General features: G+C 61.8%; 11 protein-coding genes. 4 read left to right on the plus strand and 7 right to left on the minus strand.

Annotated elements, in window-relative coordinates:
* The first annotated feature begins 112 nt into the window (after positions 1–112).
* From FHW96_RS20170 to FHW96_RS20180, 3 genes are all read left to right on the plus strand, one after another.
* Entirely contained in the window at positions 113–2,539 is a 2,427-nt protein-coding gene (locus FHW96_RS20170; RefSeq protein ID WP_172342382.1) for a TonB-dependent receptor, read from the plus strand.
* 3 nt (positions 2,540–2,542) lie between these two features.
* Complete coding sequence (locus tag FHW96_RS20175; protein ID WP_172342383.1) at positions 2,543–3,682, plus strand: glycerophosphodiester phosphodiesterase; 1,140 nt, start codon at positions 2,543–2,545, stop codon at positions 3,680–3,682.
* A 168-nt stretch (positions 3,683–3,850) separates the two neighbouring features.
* Positions 3,851–5,347 (plus strand): phosphomannomutase, encoded by a 1,497-nt coding sequence (locus tag FHW96_RS20180; RefSeq protein WP_253951107.1) that lies wholly within the window; start codon positions 3,851–3,853, stop codon positions 5,345–5,347.
* A gap of 251 nt (positions 5,348–5,598) precedes the next feature.
* Here the strand turns inward: FHW96_RS20180 and FHW96_RS20185 are convergent, their stop codons facing one another.
* Genes FHW96_RS20185 through cyoA form a run of 7 tightly spaced genes read right to left on the minus strand, consistent with a single transcriptional unit; the run spans position 5,599 to position 12,329 of the window.
* Positions 5,599–6,135: a response regulator transcription factor gene (locus tag FHW96_RS20185; protein WP_172342384.1), complete on the minus strand. Its 537-nt coding sequence runs from the start codon at positions 6,133–6,135 to the stop codon at positions 5,599–5,601.
* Positions 6,132–7,430, minus strand: coding sequence for an ATP-binding protein (locus FHW96_RS20190; RefSeq protein WP_253951108.1), 1,299 nt, complete (start codon positions 7,428–7,430; stop codon positions 6,132–6,134). Before FHW96_RS20190 ends, FHW96_RS20185 begins: the two co-directional genes overlap by 4 nt.
* A 12-nt stretch (positions 7,431–7,442) precedes the next feature.
* Entirely contained in the window at positions 7,443–8,168 is a 726-nt protein-coding gene (locus tag FHW96_RS20195; protein WP_172342385.1) for an SURF1 family protein, read from the minus strand.
* Positions 8,168–8,527 carry a cytochrome o ubiquinol oxidase subunit IV gene (gene cyoD / locus FHW96_RS20200; protein WP_172342386.1) on the minus strand — a complete coding sequence of 120 codons (360 nt, stop codon included), beginning with the start codon at positions 8,525–8,527 and terminating at the stop codon, positions 8,168–8,170. The genes FHW96_RS20195 and cyoD overlap by 1 nt, the downstream gene beginning before the upstream one ends.
* Positions 8,527–9,141, minus strand: a complete 615-nt coding sequence (gene cyoC / locus FHW96_RS20205) for a cytochrome o ubiquinol oxidase subunit III (RefSeq protein ID WP_172342387.1) — start codon at positions 9,139–9,141, stop codon at positions 8,527–8,529. The genes cyoD and cyoC overlap by 1 nt, the downstream gene beginning before the upstream one ends.
* Positions 9,141–11,159: a cytochrome o ubiquinol oxidase subunit I gene (cyoB, locus tag FHW96_RS20210; protein ID WP_172342388.1), complete on the minus strand. Its 2,019-nt coding sequence runs from the start codon at positions 11,157–11,159 to the stop codon at positions 9,141–9,143. The genes cyoC and cyoB overlap by 1 nt, the downstream gene beginning before the upstream one ends.
* A 12-nt stretch (positions 11,160–11,171) precedes the next feature.
* The gene (cyoA, locus tag FHW96_RS20215) at positions 11,172–12,329 is read right to left on the minus strand and encodes a ubiquinol oxidase subunit II (RefSeq protein ID WP_172342389.1); all 1,158 of its coding nucleotides are present in this window, start codon (positions 12,327–12,329) and stop codon (positions 11,172–11,174) included.
* Positions 12,330–12,558: 229 nt separating this feature from the next.
* Between cyoA and FHW96_RS20220 the strand changes: the two genes are divergently transcribed.
* Entirely contained in the window at positions 12,559–13,911 is a 1,353-nt protein-coding gene (locus FHW96_RS20220; RefSeq protein WP_172342390.1) for an MFS transporter, read from the plus strand.

Below are 13,911 nucleotides of genomic sequence, written 5' to 3' on the forward strand. Positions count from 1 at the left end.
AAATGCCATAAGATTCATAGTTTTGTCATCGAACTGTCGTGTTCCGGTCATTGCTCTCCCCTAGCGGCCTTCGCACATGCAGCAGGCTTGCTGCACAAGGATGGAGAATCCCATGGGTCGAATCACTTTGCGCGCCAGCCTTATGCGCCCAAGCCTGTCGCTGGCCGCTCTCTCGCTGTCGCTTGCCGCCACCTCCGCTCTGGCCGCTGAGGTCCCCGCCGCAGCGGCCGCCGATGCCGAAGCGCCCGCCGCCGATATTGGCGAAACCATTGTGGTGAACGCCAAGACCACCCGTTCGGCCACGGCTATTCCGGCGGCTGAAATGCAGAAGATCCTGCCCGGCATCTCGCCCCTGAAGGCGATTCAGAGCCTGCCCGGCGTGCTGTATGTGACCGCCGACCCGTGGGGCAACAATGAGCAGAACGCGCAGATGTTCGTCCATGGCTTCTCGGCCCAGCAATTGGGCTATACGATGGACGGCGTGCCGCTGGGCGATCAGTCCTATGGCAATTACAACGGCCTTTCGCCCAGCCGCGCGCTGATTTCGGAAAATACCGGCCGCACGGTTGTCGCCACGGGCGCGGGCGATCTGGGCGTGGCCTCGATCAGCAACCTTGGCGGCGCGGTGGAAATCACCAGCCGCGATCCGTCCAACGAACGCGGGCTGGAAATGAACCATACCGCCGGCTCCTATGGCACGGCGCGCACCTTTGTCCGCGTGGATTCGGGCGAGTTCGGCAATGGCAACAAGCTCTTCCTCTCGGGCAGCCGCCAGCGCGCCCGCGCATGGGACTTCGCCGGGGTTCAGGGCGGATATCAGGCCAATGGCAAGTTCATCCACGAAGACAGCCATGGCAAGCTGACCGCCTATTTCGCCTATTCGGACAAGATCGAGCCGAATGAGGACGCCACCACCATCTATGCCAACCCCGCCAATGCGGTGCAGGCCTATCAGCCCTATACCCGCCCCTTCACCTATCCCAGCTTCAGCGCGGCGCTCAATTATCTGGACGCCAGCGGTGCTGTGCCCGCCGTGGCGGCGAACAATTATCGCAACTTCTATTCGGATGCTCAGCGCACCGACTATCTGGGCTACATCAAATATGATGTGAACCTGTCGAAGGCCGTCAAATGGTCCAACCAGTTCTATATTCACCACAATGATGGCGTTGGCGTGGTGGCCGGGCCGATCACGGTGGCTGGCCTGCCTGCCTTGTTTGCCAAATATTTTCCGGGACAGGATCTGAAAACCGTGTTCGGCGGATCGGGCTATGCCATCCGCACTACCGAATATATGATCCACCGCGAAGGCATCATCAGCAACCTGAACATCGATGCTGGCGATCACCGCATCGAGGCGGGCGTGTGGTTCCACCACAATGAATCCTCGGCCTATCGCCGCTGGTATCCGATGAATGTGAACATGCCGGATGCCTACAGCCCCTATATCCGTCCGTCGGGCTATCTGATCACGCAATATGCGGTGGAAATGCGCACGGATAACCTCCAGCTGCACATTCAGGACGCATGGCGCGTCAACAGCCGGTTGAATGTCGAAGCGGGCATCAAGACCAGCGCGCAATTCGCCAACGGCCTGTTCACGGTGCAGGAAATCAACAATCCGCGCCCTAGCGGCCGGATCAATTCGACCAACTGGTTCCTGCCCTCGGTGGGCGCGAATTATGACCTGAACGGGTCGGAAAAGGTCTATTTCAACGTCCAGAAGAACCTGCGCCAGTTCCAGGCCTATGGCGCGGGCGGCTCGGCCGATCCGTGGAGCACGGGCAGCCAGGCTGCGTTTGACTATATCAAGAGCAATGTTCGCCCCGAAACCGCATGGGTCTATGAAGTGGGTCTGCGCAGCCACCGCAATTTCACCGGCCTGCTGAGCAGCATCGACGCGCAGATCAACTATTACCACGTCGATTTCAGCAACCGCCTGCTGGCGCTTTCCACATCGGGCGCGATCAACACGATCAACCCGTCGACCACGGCGCTGTTCAACGTCGGCAATGTGACCACCAATGGCGTGGACGCGGCGGTGACCCTTGGCTTTGGCCAGCATGTGAAGCTGTATAATGCTTTGAGCTATAACAGCTCGAAATATTCCAGCGACTATTCGACCGTGACGGGCGCGGCGACGGGCACCCAGATCGGCGGCTTTGCCACGGTTGCAGGCGTGGTGCCCACCGGCGGCAAGCAGATCCCCGGATCGCCCAGCTGGATGAACAAGACCATGCTGACGGTGAATTACGCCGGGGCCGAGGTGCAGCTGATCGGTGACTATATCGGCCGCCGCTATGCCACCTATACCAATGACGCCTCGATCCCCAGCCTGTTCATGGCATCGGCCCGCGTGGCTTATCAGTTGCCCGCGCAGCTGGTGCATGCGAAAAAGGCCGAGCTGAGCCTGAATATCACCAACCTGTTCGACAAGAAGGGCTGGTTGCAGGTTTCCAGCTTCAACAATGCTGGCAGCTTCGCCGCCTATCCGGTGGCCCCGCGTCAGTTCTTTGTCACTCTGGCGGTGGGTCTCTGATCGATGCGTAATCCGCTCTCTCGTCGCAAGGTTTTGTCGCAAGGTCTGGTCGCGGCCAGTGCTGTGGCGGGGGGGCGGGGCATGGCTATGGCCGCGCCGGTAGGGGCCAGCGTTTCGGCGCGCGCCCGTCCGGCGCGGCCTGTGCTGCTGGCCCATCGCGGATCATCTGCGTTGCGTCCCGAACATACGCTGGGCTCCTATGCCCGCGCGATTGCCGATGGGGCCGATTTTATCGAGCCCGATCTGTGCTGCACGCGCGATGGCGTGCTGGTGGCGCGTCATGAGAATAACATTGCCGAAACCACCGATGTCGCCGCGCATCCCGAATTCGCATCGCGGCGGGTGGAAAAGATCGTCGATGGCGAAAAGCTGATTGGCTGGTTCACCGAGGATTTCACGCTGGCCGAATTGAAGACACTGCGGGCCAAGGAGCGTCTGGGCGCGGTGCGGCCTGAGAGCCAGAGCTATGATGGCCAGTTCCAGATCGTCAGCCTTGAGGAAATCGCCGATTTCGTCGCGGCGGAATCGGCGGCGCGCGGGCGGGTGATCGGCCTGATCCCGGAGGTTAAGCATTCGACTTATTTCGCGCGGATCGGATTGCCGATCGAACCGCGCCTGATCGAGCGCTTGAACGCCAGCGCTTATTTGAAAAAGGCGCCGGTGGTGATCCAGAGTTTCGAGGTGGTGAATTTGAAGGCTTTGCGCCGTGACCTTGCGGGGCGGGGCAATATTCAACTGATGCAACTGGTGGGCGATCCGCGCCAGAGCCCGGCCGATTTCGAGGCGGCGGGCGACAAGCGTCGCTGGGCCGATCTGCTGACGCCGCAAGGGCTGGCCGAAATCGCCACCTATGCCGACTGGCTGGCGCCTGCCACGCGGATGTTGATCCCGCTGGAGGCCGATGGGCGTCTGGGCAAGCCGACCGGGCTGGTCGAGGCGGCGCGGCGCGCGGGGCTGTTGGTGGGCACATGGACCTTCCGCCCGGAAAACCGCTTCCTTGCCGCCGATTTCCGCAATGGCGAGGGTGAGAATGCCCGCAATGCGGCGGGAAGCGTGGCCGAAATGCGGCGTTATCTGGCGCTGGGGCTGGACGGGTTCTTTACCGATGATCCGGCGCTGGGATTCGAAGCGCGAGGAAATTAGACTCTTGGTAAAGGCGGGGAACCATCGCTTCTGGTTCGCATTTCGCTGATAATCTGGTTCGTTTACGAAATCCATTTTGGAACTTTGCTGCAATGCAGGATGTTGTATAGTGGATTTAACCTAGGCACCTTTGCCTTGAATATGATGATCCTGCTCAGGAAGGCCGCCATGGAAAGTACTGCCGCGCTTGTCCCGCTCACCGTTGATATGCTGATGCAGCAATCGGGTGTCCAATTCGGCACCAGCGGCGCGCGGGGTGAAGTCGTCGCGATGACCGACCGCGTGTGTTATGGCTATACGCAGGGCTTCTTGTCCTATCTTCGCGAAATTGGCGAATATGATGGTGGCCGGGTCGCTCTGGCGGGCGATCTTCGGCCCAGCTCTCCGCGCATTCTGGCCGCCTGTGCGCAGGCGATCCGGGATATGGGCGGAGAGCCGGTGTTCTGCGGTTATGTGCCCACGCCCGCGCTGGCGCTCTATGCGTTCGGGCAGGCGATTCCCTGCCTGATGGTGACCGGCAGCCATATTCCCGACGACCGCAACGGCATCAAATTTTATCGACCCGCCGGCGAGGTGCTCAAATCGGACGAGGCGGGCATGAAGCGTCAGATCGTGACGCTGGCCAAGGGCGCGTTTGACGATGAGGGTATGCTGGTGTCGCCCGCACCTTTGCCTGCGGTGACGGATGTGGAGAAGGCCTATGTCGCGCGCTATGTCGCGGCGTTTGGGGCCGATGCTCTGGCCGGGCGCAAGATCGGCGTTTATCAGCATTCGGCGGTGGGGCGCGATGTCGTTCTCTCCATCGTCAATGCGCTGGGGGCCGAAGGCGTGCCGATTGGCCGCGCAACCAAATTCATCCCCGTCGATACCGAGGCGATCCGCCCCGAGGACGTGGTGCTGGCGCGCGAATGGGCGGCCGAATATGGCTTTGACGCGATCATCTCGACTGATGGCGACAGTGACCGGCCCCTGCTGGCCGATCATACGGGTGAATGGTTGCGGGGCGATGTGTTGGGCGTGCTGTGTGCGCGGGCGCTGGGCGCTGGCACGGTGGTGACGCCGGTGTCGAGCAACACGGTGCTGGAGCTCTCGGGCGCGTTTGCCCATTGCGCGCGCACGCGGATCGGTTCGCCCTTTGTGATCGACGCGATGAATGCCACGCTGGCTGCCGGGCAGGACAAGGTTTGCGGCTATGAGGCCAATGGCGGCTTCCTGCTGGCCAGTACCTTTGATCTTGGCGGGCGCAGCATTTCCGCGCTGCCCACGCGCGATGCGGTGCTGCCGGTGGTCGCGGTGATTGCGGCGGCGCGGGGGCGTCGGGTGGCGGACCTGCTGGGCGAATTGCCGCCGCGCGTGACCTATTCCGACCGGATCCAGAACTTTGCCACGCAGCGGAGCGAGGCGATCTTTGCCGCGTTGCTGGAGGGCGGCGCGCAGGATCAGATCGCGCGGTTGACCGGCTATTTCGGCGGTATTGCGGGGCCCATCACGGGGGTCGATCTGACCGATGGCATTCGCATGTCTTGCGCCGATGGTTCGGTCTTGCACCTGCGCCGGTCGGGCAATGCGCCGGAGCTGCGTTGCTACAGCGAGGCTGATGATGTCGGTCGGGCCGCTGCGATCAATGCCGCCGCGTTGAAGGTGGTGTTGGAGGAATTGGCTTAAAGGAAGTTTGCCATCGGCGTGCAAAGGGCGGGGGCCCTTTGCAATCCCGATACTGTCGGCGTTGCGTCTGGCATCGGCCTTGGGGCAGGGGGCAACCTTTGAATTTTAAAGCCTTCGGCGCCAATCAGCGTAACCCGCGCCGCAGGCTTTTAAAACCTAACCTCAACGTTTCCAACCTTGCGCCACCCCCATTAATGGGATTGCAAAGGGACAAGTCCCTTTGCCCGCCGGAGGCATAAAGCTCAAACCCCTCACTTAACCTGCTGCTTCTCCAGCTTCCGGGCCAAAGTCCGTCGATGCATCCCCAGCCGCCGCGCGGCTTCGGAAATGTTGAAATTGCATTCGGCCAGCGTGGTATGGATATATTCCCATTCCACGGTCTTGATGCTGGTCTTGCGCCCCTCGACGGGCACGGCGGCATTGCCTTCGCGCTTGGAGAAGGCTTCCTCGATGTCATCGGTATTGGCCGGTTTGGCGAGGTAATGCGAGGCGCCCAGTTTGATCGCCTCGACGGCGGTGGCGATGCTGGCAAATCCGGTGAGGACGACGATGGTGGTGTCGGGGTCTTTTTCGTGCAGCATCTGAACGCAGGTCAGGCCGGAGGCCGTGCCCAGCTTCAGGTCCACCACCGCATATTGAAACCGCGTGCTGGTCATCAGCAGCGCCAGTTCGTCCGGGCTGGTGGCCAGCAGCACTTCATAGCCGCGCCGCTCGAAGGATCGGCGCAAGGTGCGGCCAAAGGCGGGATCATCCTCGACGATCACGAGATGGGGCAGGGGGTTGTTCATGATGCTCCTTTGCCCGCAAAAGCCAGCGCCGACAATGGGATCGAAAGGATGACCAGCGCGCCGCCCTCCTCGGTGTTGCTCACTTCGATCCGCCCGCCAAGCTGGCGCAGGACGTTGACCACGAGGAACAGGCCCAACCCGCCGCCATCGCGCCCCTTGGTCGAGCGATAGGGGCGGCCGACCTGTTCGATCATGTCAGGGGCGAAGCCGGGGCCGAAATCGCGCACGGCGATCTGCCAGATGTCGCCATCGCGCGCCGTGGCTATCGCAATGCCTTCGGGCGATACCTCCAGCGCATTGTCCACCACATTGCCGATCACCTGCCGCAGCGCAGGGTCGGCAATGATCGGCACATCCTCGCCCAGCCGGTCGTCCAGCGTGATGGGGGCGGGGCTGCGCGCGCGCCAGTCCTCGACGATCTGGCAGAGGAAGCCGCGCGCGGTGGTGACGCTGGGGTTCTCGCCGCGCACTTCGCCTGCCGCCATCAATATGCCCGACAGGATGGTTTTGCAGCGTTTGAGTTCGGCCTGCATATCGGCCACATCGGCGGACAGGTCGGAATCGCCCGCAATGGTCTTTTCCCGCGCCCAGTCGCCAAGGATTACCGACATTGAGGCCATCGGCGTGCCAAGTTCATGCGCTGCCCCGCTGGCCAGCAACCCCAGCCGCACGATATGATTCTCCTCCGCCGCCTGTTGGCGCAGGGCGGCAAGGGCGGCGCTGCTGGCGCGCTGGTTGCGGTCCATGCGGACCACGAAATAGACCAGCAGCGCGGCAATCAGCACAAAGCAGGCCAGACTGCCCAGCAGATAGAGCCGGAAATGCTCGCCCACATAGGCGGGGGGCAGATCGAGCGGCCGATAGTCAAACGTCAGAAATGCCACATCGCAGCACGCAACCAGCGCGACGATCCAGCTCCACCGAGCGGGCAGCAGGATCGCCCCCAGCATGATCTGGACCAGAAACAGGAAGATGAACGGATTGGTCGCGCCGCCGGTGAAATAGAGCTGCCAGCTCAGCGCCTCGACATCGAGCATCAGCGCGCCCAGCAGTTCCAGATAGGAATAGCCCGCGCGCTGGCGCCCATAGGCCCATGTGCCGATGTTCATCAGCGCCAGAAGCGCGGGCACCGCTACCAGTTCGGCCATCGGCAGCCGTACGCCCAGCACGCGCCACGCCACCCAGATCGTGACCAATTGCCCCAGCACCGCGATCCAGCGCAGCTGAACCAGCAGTCCCATGTTGCCATAGGATGCGGGGGCTATGTCATAATCGGGTGTGGGTTGGGTTGCCATGGCCGCGCTTTATCAGGGCACGCGCCGCCAGACCAGCCGGATGGCAAACAGGCTGAGCAAAGCCATGGCGAACCATGTCAGCGCATATTGCAGATGGCTGTTGGGGAATTGCACCACGGTCAGGCCCGGGATGGGATTTCCTGGGATTTCCGGGCCCTGCGCATCGATAAACCATGCGGCCTGCCCTTTCACCCCGCGCGTGGCGGAGATGACGGCAATATCGCGCGCATACCAGCGGTCCTGCGCGGGCACATTGGCCTGCAAAAAGCGGCCCTTCGGCTCGGTCTTGCGCAGCAGCCCGGTGATCGCCACTTCGCCCGTGGGCGTCTGCGCGGCCTCGGCCAGAGCGGTGCTGCCCAGCGGGACATAGCCGCGATTGATCCACACCGCGCGCCCATCAGCCATGCGCAAGGGCGCCAGCACCCAATAGCCAGCGCCCCGCTCGGTCAGCGCCGAGACCAGCGTGGTGCCTTGGGGTTCAAACCGGCCCAGCGCCCAGACATGGCGATATTCCAGATCGGCCAGATCGCGGGGCGAGGGAGCCATCGGCAACAGCCGCGCCTCAACCGGATTGGCGGTCGAAACCTCGTTCACATGCGCGATCAATGCGCGTTTCCATGCCAGCCTGTTCACCTGCCACACGCCCAGCGCCGAAAACAGCGCCGCACAAAGCAGCAGGGCGGCCACCGGAAGAATCCGGCGCCGCCCCTTTTGCTGGCCATTAAGGCCGGACTTCATCAGCCCATGCCGTCCATCTTGACCGGCATCATGTTGGCATTGAGGTGGAACATCACCCACAGCGTGCCGGACAGGATGATCGCCACCAGAAGGATGGTGAAGAGCGCGGCCATCAGGTTCCAGCCACCCTCGATCTTGCCGTTCATGTGCAGGAAGTAGATCATGTGGACCACAACCTGAACCGCGGCAAAGGCGGTGATGACGATGGCGGTCGTCGACTTGTCGGCAATCGCGCCGCTCATCACCAGCCAGAAGGGGATGGCGGTCAGGATGACGGACAGGACAAAGCCGATCACGTAATCCTTGGTGGTGGCGTGGAACGCGGCTTCATGGCCGTGATCGTGAGAATGGTCAGCCATCAGCGCAGCACTCCCATCAGATAGACAAAGGTGAACACGCCGATCCAGACCACGTCAAGGAAGTGCCAGAACAGCGAGAGGCAGGACAGGCGGCGCTTGTTGGCTTCGGTCAGGCCATGCTTGCCCACCTGGAACAGCAGAGTGACCAGCCAGATCGAACCGAAGGTCACGTGCAGACCGTGGGTGCCGACCAGCGTGAAGAAGGCCGACAGGAAAGCGCTGCGCTGAGGCCCGGCGCCTTCCTCGATCAGGTTGTGGAATTCGTAAAGTTCGATCGAAAGGAAGCCCAGACCAAAGCACAGGGTCAGGATCAGCCAGCCGATCAGGCCCTTCTTGCTGCCGTTCTGCATTGCGATCATGGCAAAGCCATAGGTGATCGACGAGAAGAGCAGCAGCGAAGTGTTGACCGCCACCAAGGGCAGTTCAAACAGATCCTTCGGAGCCGGACCCCCGGCATAATTGCCGCCCAGCACCGCGAAGGTGGCAAACAGCATGCCGAAGATGAGGCAGTCGCTCATCAGATAGATCCAGAAGCCCAGCGTGGTGCTGTAGCCGTCCGGGTGGGCGTGTTCGTGCAGATCGTAATACTGCTCGGTCAGGTTGGTGCTCGCCATTACGCGGCTCCCTTTTCCAGCGCGGCGAGTTGCGCCGTGCGCGCAGCTTCAACCTCGGCGACATGGTCGGCCTTGATGTAGAAGGTGCGGTTATAGTTGAAGGTGTGGAAGATCGCGGTGCCGACGATGCCGACCAGCATGACCACAGCCAGCCACCAGACCTGCCAGATCAGCGCGAAACCGCAGACCGTGGACAGACCAGCCAGCACGATACCGGCCCAGGTGCCCTGCGGCATGTAGATGTCCTGGAAGCCGTCGACCGGGCGGGCAACGCCCTTGGCCTTCATGTCGGCCCAGGCGTCGATGTCATGCACCTTGGGGGTGAAGGCGAAGTTATATTCCGGCGGAGGCGAGGAGGTCGCCCATTCCAGAGTACGGCCGCCCCAGATGTCGCCGCTTTCGTCCTTGTATTCTTCGCGCTTCCAGATCGACACGGCGAACTGAACCAGCATCGCGCCGATACCGGCCGCGATCAGCAGCGCGCCGAACAGCGCAACCCAGTAATAGATGCGCATGGCGTCAAAGCTGGCATCGAACACGCGCATACGACGCGTCACGCCCATGAAGCCCAGCATATAGAGCGGGGTGAACGCGATCCAGAAACCGGGAACCCAGCACCAGAACGACACCTTGCCCCAGAACTCGTTCAGCTTGAAGCCGAAAGCCTTGGGCCACCAGTAGTTGATCGCGGCAAACACGCCCCAGACCACGCCGCCGATGATGACGTTATGGAAGTGGGCGATCAGGAACACCGAGTTGTGCAGCACAAAGTCAGCCGCAGGCACAGCCATCATCACGCCGGTCATGCCGCCGATGGTGAAGGTGAGCATGAAGGCGACGGTCCACATCATCGGCAGTTCAAACCGGATGCGGCCACGGAACATGGTGAAGAGCCAGTTGAACAGCTTGGCCCCGGTGGGGATCGAGATCACCATGGTGGTGATGCCGAAGAACGAGTTCACGGACGCGCCCGAACCCATGGTGAAGAAGTGGTGCAGCCAGACCGAATAGGACAGGATGCCGATGACGCAGGTGGCATAAACCATCGAGGTATAGCCGAACAGGCGCTTGGAGCAGAAGGTCGAGACGATTTCCGAGTACACGCCGAAGACCGGCAGCACCAGAATGTACACTTCCGGGTGGCCCCAGATCCAGATCAGGTTGACATAGAGCATCGGCGAGCCGCCGAAGTCATTGGTGAAGAAGTTGGTGTGGAACACGCGGTCCAGACCCAGCAGGGCCAGAACGACGGTCAGTACGGGGAACACGGCAACGATCAGGATGTTGGTGACCAGAGCGGTCCAGGTGAAGACGGGCATCTTCATCAGGCCCATGCCGGGGGCACGCAGCTTGATGATCGTAGCGATCAGGTTCACACCCGAAAGCGTAGTGCCGACACCGGCCACCTGCAGCGACCAGACGTAATAGTCGACGCCGACATCAGGGCTGTAGGCCAGTTCCGAGAGCGGGGGATAGGCCAGCCAGCCGGTGCGCGCAAACTCGCCCACAAACAGCGAGAGCATCACCAGCACCGCGCCGCCCGCCGTCATCCAGAACGAGAAGTTGTTCAGGAAGGGGAAGGACACGTCGCGCGCGCCGATCTGCAAGGGCACGACATAGTTCATCAGACCCGTGACGAAAGGCATCGCCACAAAGAAGATCATGATGACGCCGTGGGCGGTGAACACCTGATCGAAGTGGTGGCTGTTAAGATAGCCGTCAGAGCCGCCGAAGCCCAGCGCCTGCTGGCTGCGGATCATGATCGCGTCGGCAAAGCCGCGCAGGAACATCACAAGCCCCAGCACCATATACATGATGCCGATCTTCTTGTGGTCGACGCTGGTGAACCACTCTTTCCAGAGATAGGACCACAGGCGGAAATAGGTGAGCGCACCCACCAGCGCGATGCCGCCGAGCGTTACGGCCGCAAAGGTGGCGAGCACGATCGGCTCGGTCGGGATCGCGTCCGGGCCAAGGCGGCCCAGCAGCGGTGTCCAATGGGAATGGGTCGGGATCATGGGATCTCGCTATCAGCTAAGAGGAGTGCGCGCGGGCGAGGCCAGCGAAAGCTTGGCAGCGTCGGCAGGAACGGGGGTCTTCACGCCATCGGGAACGCAGATCGCGCGCACGAAAGCCTTGGTGCGGGCATCGGCCTGCTGACCGCCGCGACCGGGGATGACGGGGATGGTCGTTTCGCGACCATTCTTGTCATAGGTCAGCGCGGCAACATTAAAGATGCCGGCCTTGCCGGTGCCGCCGCGAGCGTCGAGCGCCATCATGTCCTTCAGACACATCTTGCCCGGACGAACGCACAGGTTGACGATCTTGTCGAACAGGCCGTCAGCCACCGCAGTGAAGTGACGAACCGGTTCCTTCTCGCTGGGCTGTTCCAGCTGAAGATAGGCCACGGTGTCGAGCGCGCCTGCGCTGTCCTTGTCGCCGCCCTTGGCGACATTGGCGACCCACTGGTCAAAATCGGCGTCGGTCATGCCATGCGTCTTGAAACGCATATGCGAGAAACCCGAGCCCGAATAATTGGCCGAGAAACCGTCGAACGTGCCGGTCTTGTTCAAAACCGCGTTCAATTCGCTCGTCATCGCGGGCATGGCATAGATCTGGCCAGCCAGCGCCGGGACGTAGAAGGAGTTCATTACCGAGGAGGCCGAGATGCTGAAATGCACCGGGCGGTCCACCGGCAGAGCCAGTTCGTTGACCGTGGCGATTTTCTGCTCAGGATAAATAAAGAGCCACTTCCAGTCGAGCGCGACGACCTGAACCTCCAGCGGCTTCGCATCCGCAGCAAGGGGCTTGCCCTCGGCAATGCGCGAGACCGGACGGAACGGATCGAGCGTGTGGGTGGTCACCCAGGTCAGCGAACCGAGCGCGATGATGATCATCAGCGGGGCGGCCCAGATCACCAGTTCGAGTTGGGTCGAATGGTGCCATTCGGGCTCATAGCGCGCACCGGCCTTTTCGCGATATTTCCATGCGAAATAAACGGTCAGCGCCATCACCGGAACGATGATGATCAGCATCAGCAGCGTGGCGGTGACCACCAGGCTGGCTTCCTGTTTGGCGATGTCGCCCGCGGGGTTCAGCACCACCGGGCTACAGGCGGAGAGCGAGGCGAGGCTGACAAGGCTGCCGAGCCGGCTCGCATGACGAAGGAGGGTGGGTTGCGTGCTCATGGCGCCCGCGCGTAGGAGGCTCATGCTGCAACCGCGATAGGACATATTGTCCCATCAATTTGATTGCCATCATGGATCTTTTGATGCAGTCTCACATCAGGCCCGCCAAAAGGCCCTGAAATCTGCGGTTTTCCGCGCGTTTTGGAACCTTGTGGACGGACCATAATTAAAGAGAAAAGCCGGGTTGTTCCCATGGGAAAACACCGGCCCGATTTTGGGGATGCTGAACATGACCACCTCCGTTTCCAACGGGGTGGCCGCAGGGGTCGTTTCGGGCCATGCTGGCCATTCCGATCACGTTTCTCCCGGTGAGATCGCCATTGGCGTGATCATCGGTCGAACTTCGGAATTCTTTGACTTTTTCGTCTATGCCATCGCCTCGGTGCTGGTATTTCCTAGCTTCTTTTTTCCTTTCACCGATGCCTACACCGGCACGCTCTATTCCTTCGCGATCTTTCCGCTGGCCTTTGTCGCGCGGCCCTTGGGCACCTTTGTGTTCATGACCATCGACCGGCTCTATGGCCGCACGGCCAAGCTGGCTATCGCGCTGTTTTTGCTGGGCGGATCGACGGCGGCGATTTCCTTCCTTCCGGGCTATGCCACGCTGGGCAAAACGGCCATTGCGCTGCTCGCCCTGTTCCGGCTGGGTCAGGGTTTCGCGCTGGGCGGCAGCTGGGATGGTCTGGCTTCGCTGCTGGCGCTCAATGCGCCGCGTGATCGCCGGGGCTGGTTTGCGATGGTGCCGCAATTGGGCGCGCCGCTGGGGCTGATCGTGGCATCGTCCATGTTCGCCTTCTTCGTCTCGTCGCTGCCCACCGAGGATTTCCTGAGCTGGGGCTGGCGTTTCCCGTTCTTCGTTGCCTTTGCCATTAACGTGGTGGCGCTTTTTGCCCGCCTGCGTCTGGTGGAATCGCCCGAATTCGTACGCTTGTTCGAAAGCCGCGATCTGCAGCCGGAAAAGGCCATCGTCACCATCCGTCAGGAAGGCCGCACAATCCTGATCGGCGCTCTGGCGCCTCTGGCCAGCTTTGCGCTCTTCCACATGGTCACGGTGTTCCCGCTGTCCTGGGTGATGCTCAACACGCCCGAACGCCCGGCCTCGTTCCTGATTATCGAAACGGGCGCGGCCATGATCGGCGTGCTGGCGATCATCGTGTCGGGCTATATGGCGGACCGTTTCGGGCGCCGCGCGGTGCTGGGCGCTTCGGCGGCTGCAATTGCGGCTTTCTCCGGCTTTGCCCCGCAATTGCTGGGTCAGGGCACCGGGGGCGAGGTCGCCTTCATGACCATCGGTTTTGCCATTCTGGGCATCTCCTTTGGTCAGTCCTCGGGCGCTGTGGCTTCCAGCTTCTCGACCCAGCATCGTTATACGGGTTCTGCGCTGACCAGCGATATCGCATGGCTGGTGGGGGCCGCCTTTGCGCCGCTGATCGCGCTGAAGCTGGCCACGACCTATGGGCTGATCTCGTCGGGGGCCTATCTGCTCTCTGGCGCGGCGGCCACGCTGATCGCGCTGTGGGCCAATCGCGAACTGGCGGGCAATCGCAACAATGCGATGAGTCCGATGTCGCTGGCCGTCTGA

Source organism: Novosphingobium sp. SG751A, assembly GCF_013149295.1.
Taxonomy (GTDB): domain Bacteria; phylum Pseudomonadota; class Alphaproteobacteria; order Sphingomonadales; family Sphingomonadaceae; genus Novosphingobium.

What these genes read in the sequence shown, in the direction of transcription:
- FHW96_RS20170 (WP_172342382.1), top strand. Translation starts at nt 113, where the DNA reads ATGGGTCGAATCACTTTGCGCGCCAGCCTTATGCGCCCAAGCCTGTCG.
- FHW96_RS20175 (WP_172342383.1), top strand. Translation starts at nt 2,543, where the DNA reads ATGCGTAATCCGCTCTCTCGTCGCAAGGTTTTGTCGCAAGGTCTGGTC.
- FHW96_RS20180 (WP_253951107.1), top strand. Translation starts at nt 3,851, where the DNA reads ATGGAAAGTACTGCCGCGCTTGTCCCGCTCACCGTTGATATGCTGATG.
- FHW96_RS20185 (WP_172342384.1), bottom strand. Translation starts at nt 6,135, where the DNA reads ATGAACAACCCCCTGCCCCATCTCGTGATCGTCGAGGATGATCCCGCC.
- FHW96_RS20190 (WP_253951108.1), bottom strand. Translation starts at nt 7,430, where the DNA reads ATGGCAACCCAACCCACACCCGATTATGACATAGCCCCCGCATCCTAT.
- FHW96_RS20195 (WP_172342385.1), bottom strand. Translation starts at nt 8,168, where the DNA reads ATGAAGTCCGGCCTTAATGGCCAGCAAAAGGGGCGGCGCCGGATTCTT.
- cyoD (WP_172342386.1), bottom strand. Translation starts at nt 8,527, where the DNA reads ATGGCTGACCATTCTCACGATCACGGCCATGAAGCCGCGTTCCACGCC.
- cyoC (WP_172342387.1), bottom strand. Translation starts at nt 9,141, where the DNA reads ATGGCGAGCACCAACCTGACCGAGCAGTATTACGATCTGCACGAACAC.
- cyoB (WP_172342388.1), bottom strand. Translation starts at nt 11,159, where the DNA reads ATGATCCCGACCCATTCCCATTGGACACCGCTGCTGGGCCGCCTTGGC.
- cyoA (WP_172342389.1), bottom strand. Translation starts at nt 12,329, where the DNA reads ATGAGCACGCAACCCACCCTCCTTCGTCATGCGAGCCGGCTCGGCAGC.
- FHW96_RS20220 (WP_172342390.1), top strand. Translation starts at nt 12,559, where the DNA reads ATGACCACCTCCGTTTCCAACGGGGTGGCCGCAGGGGTCGTTTCGGGC.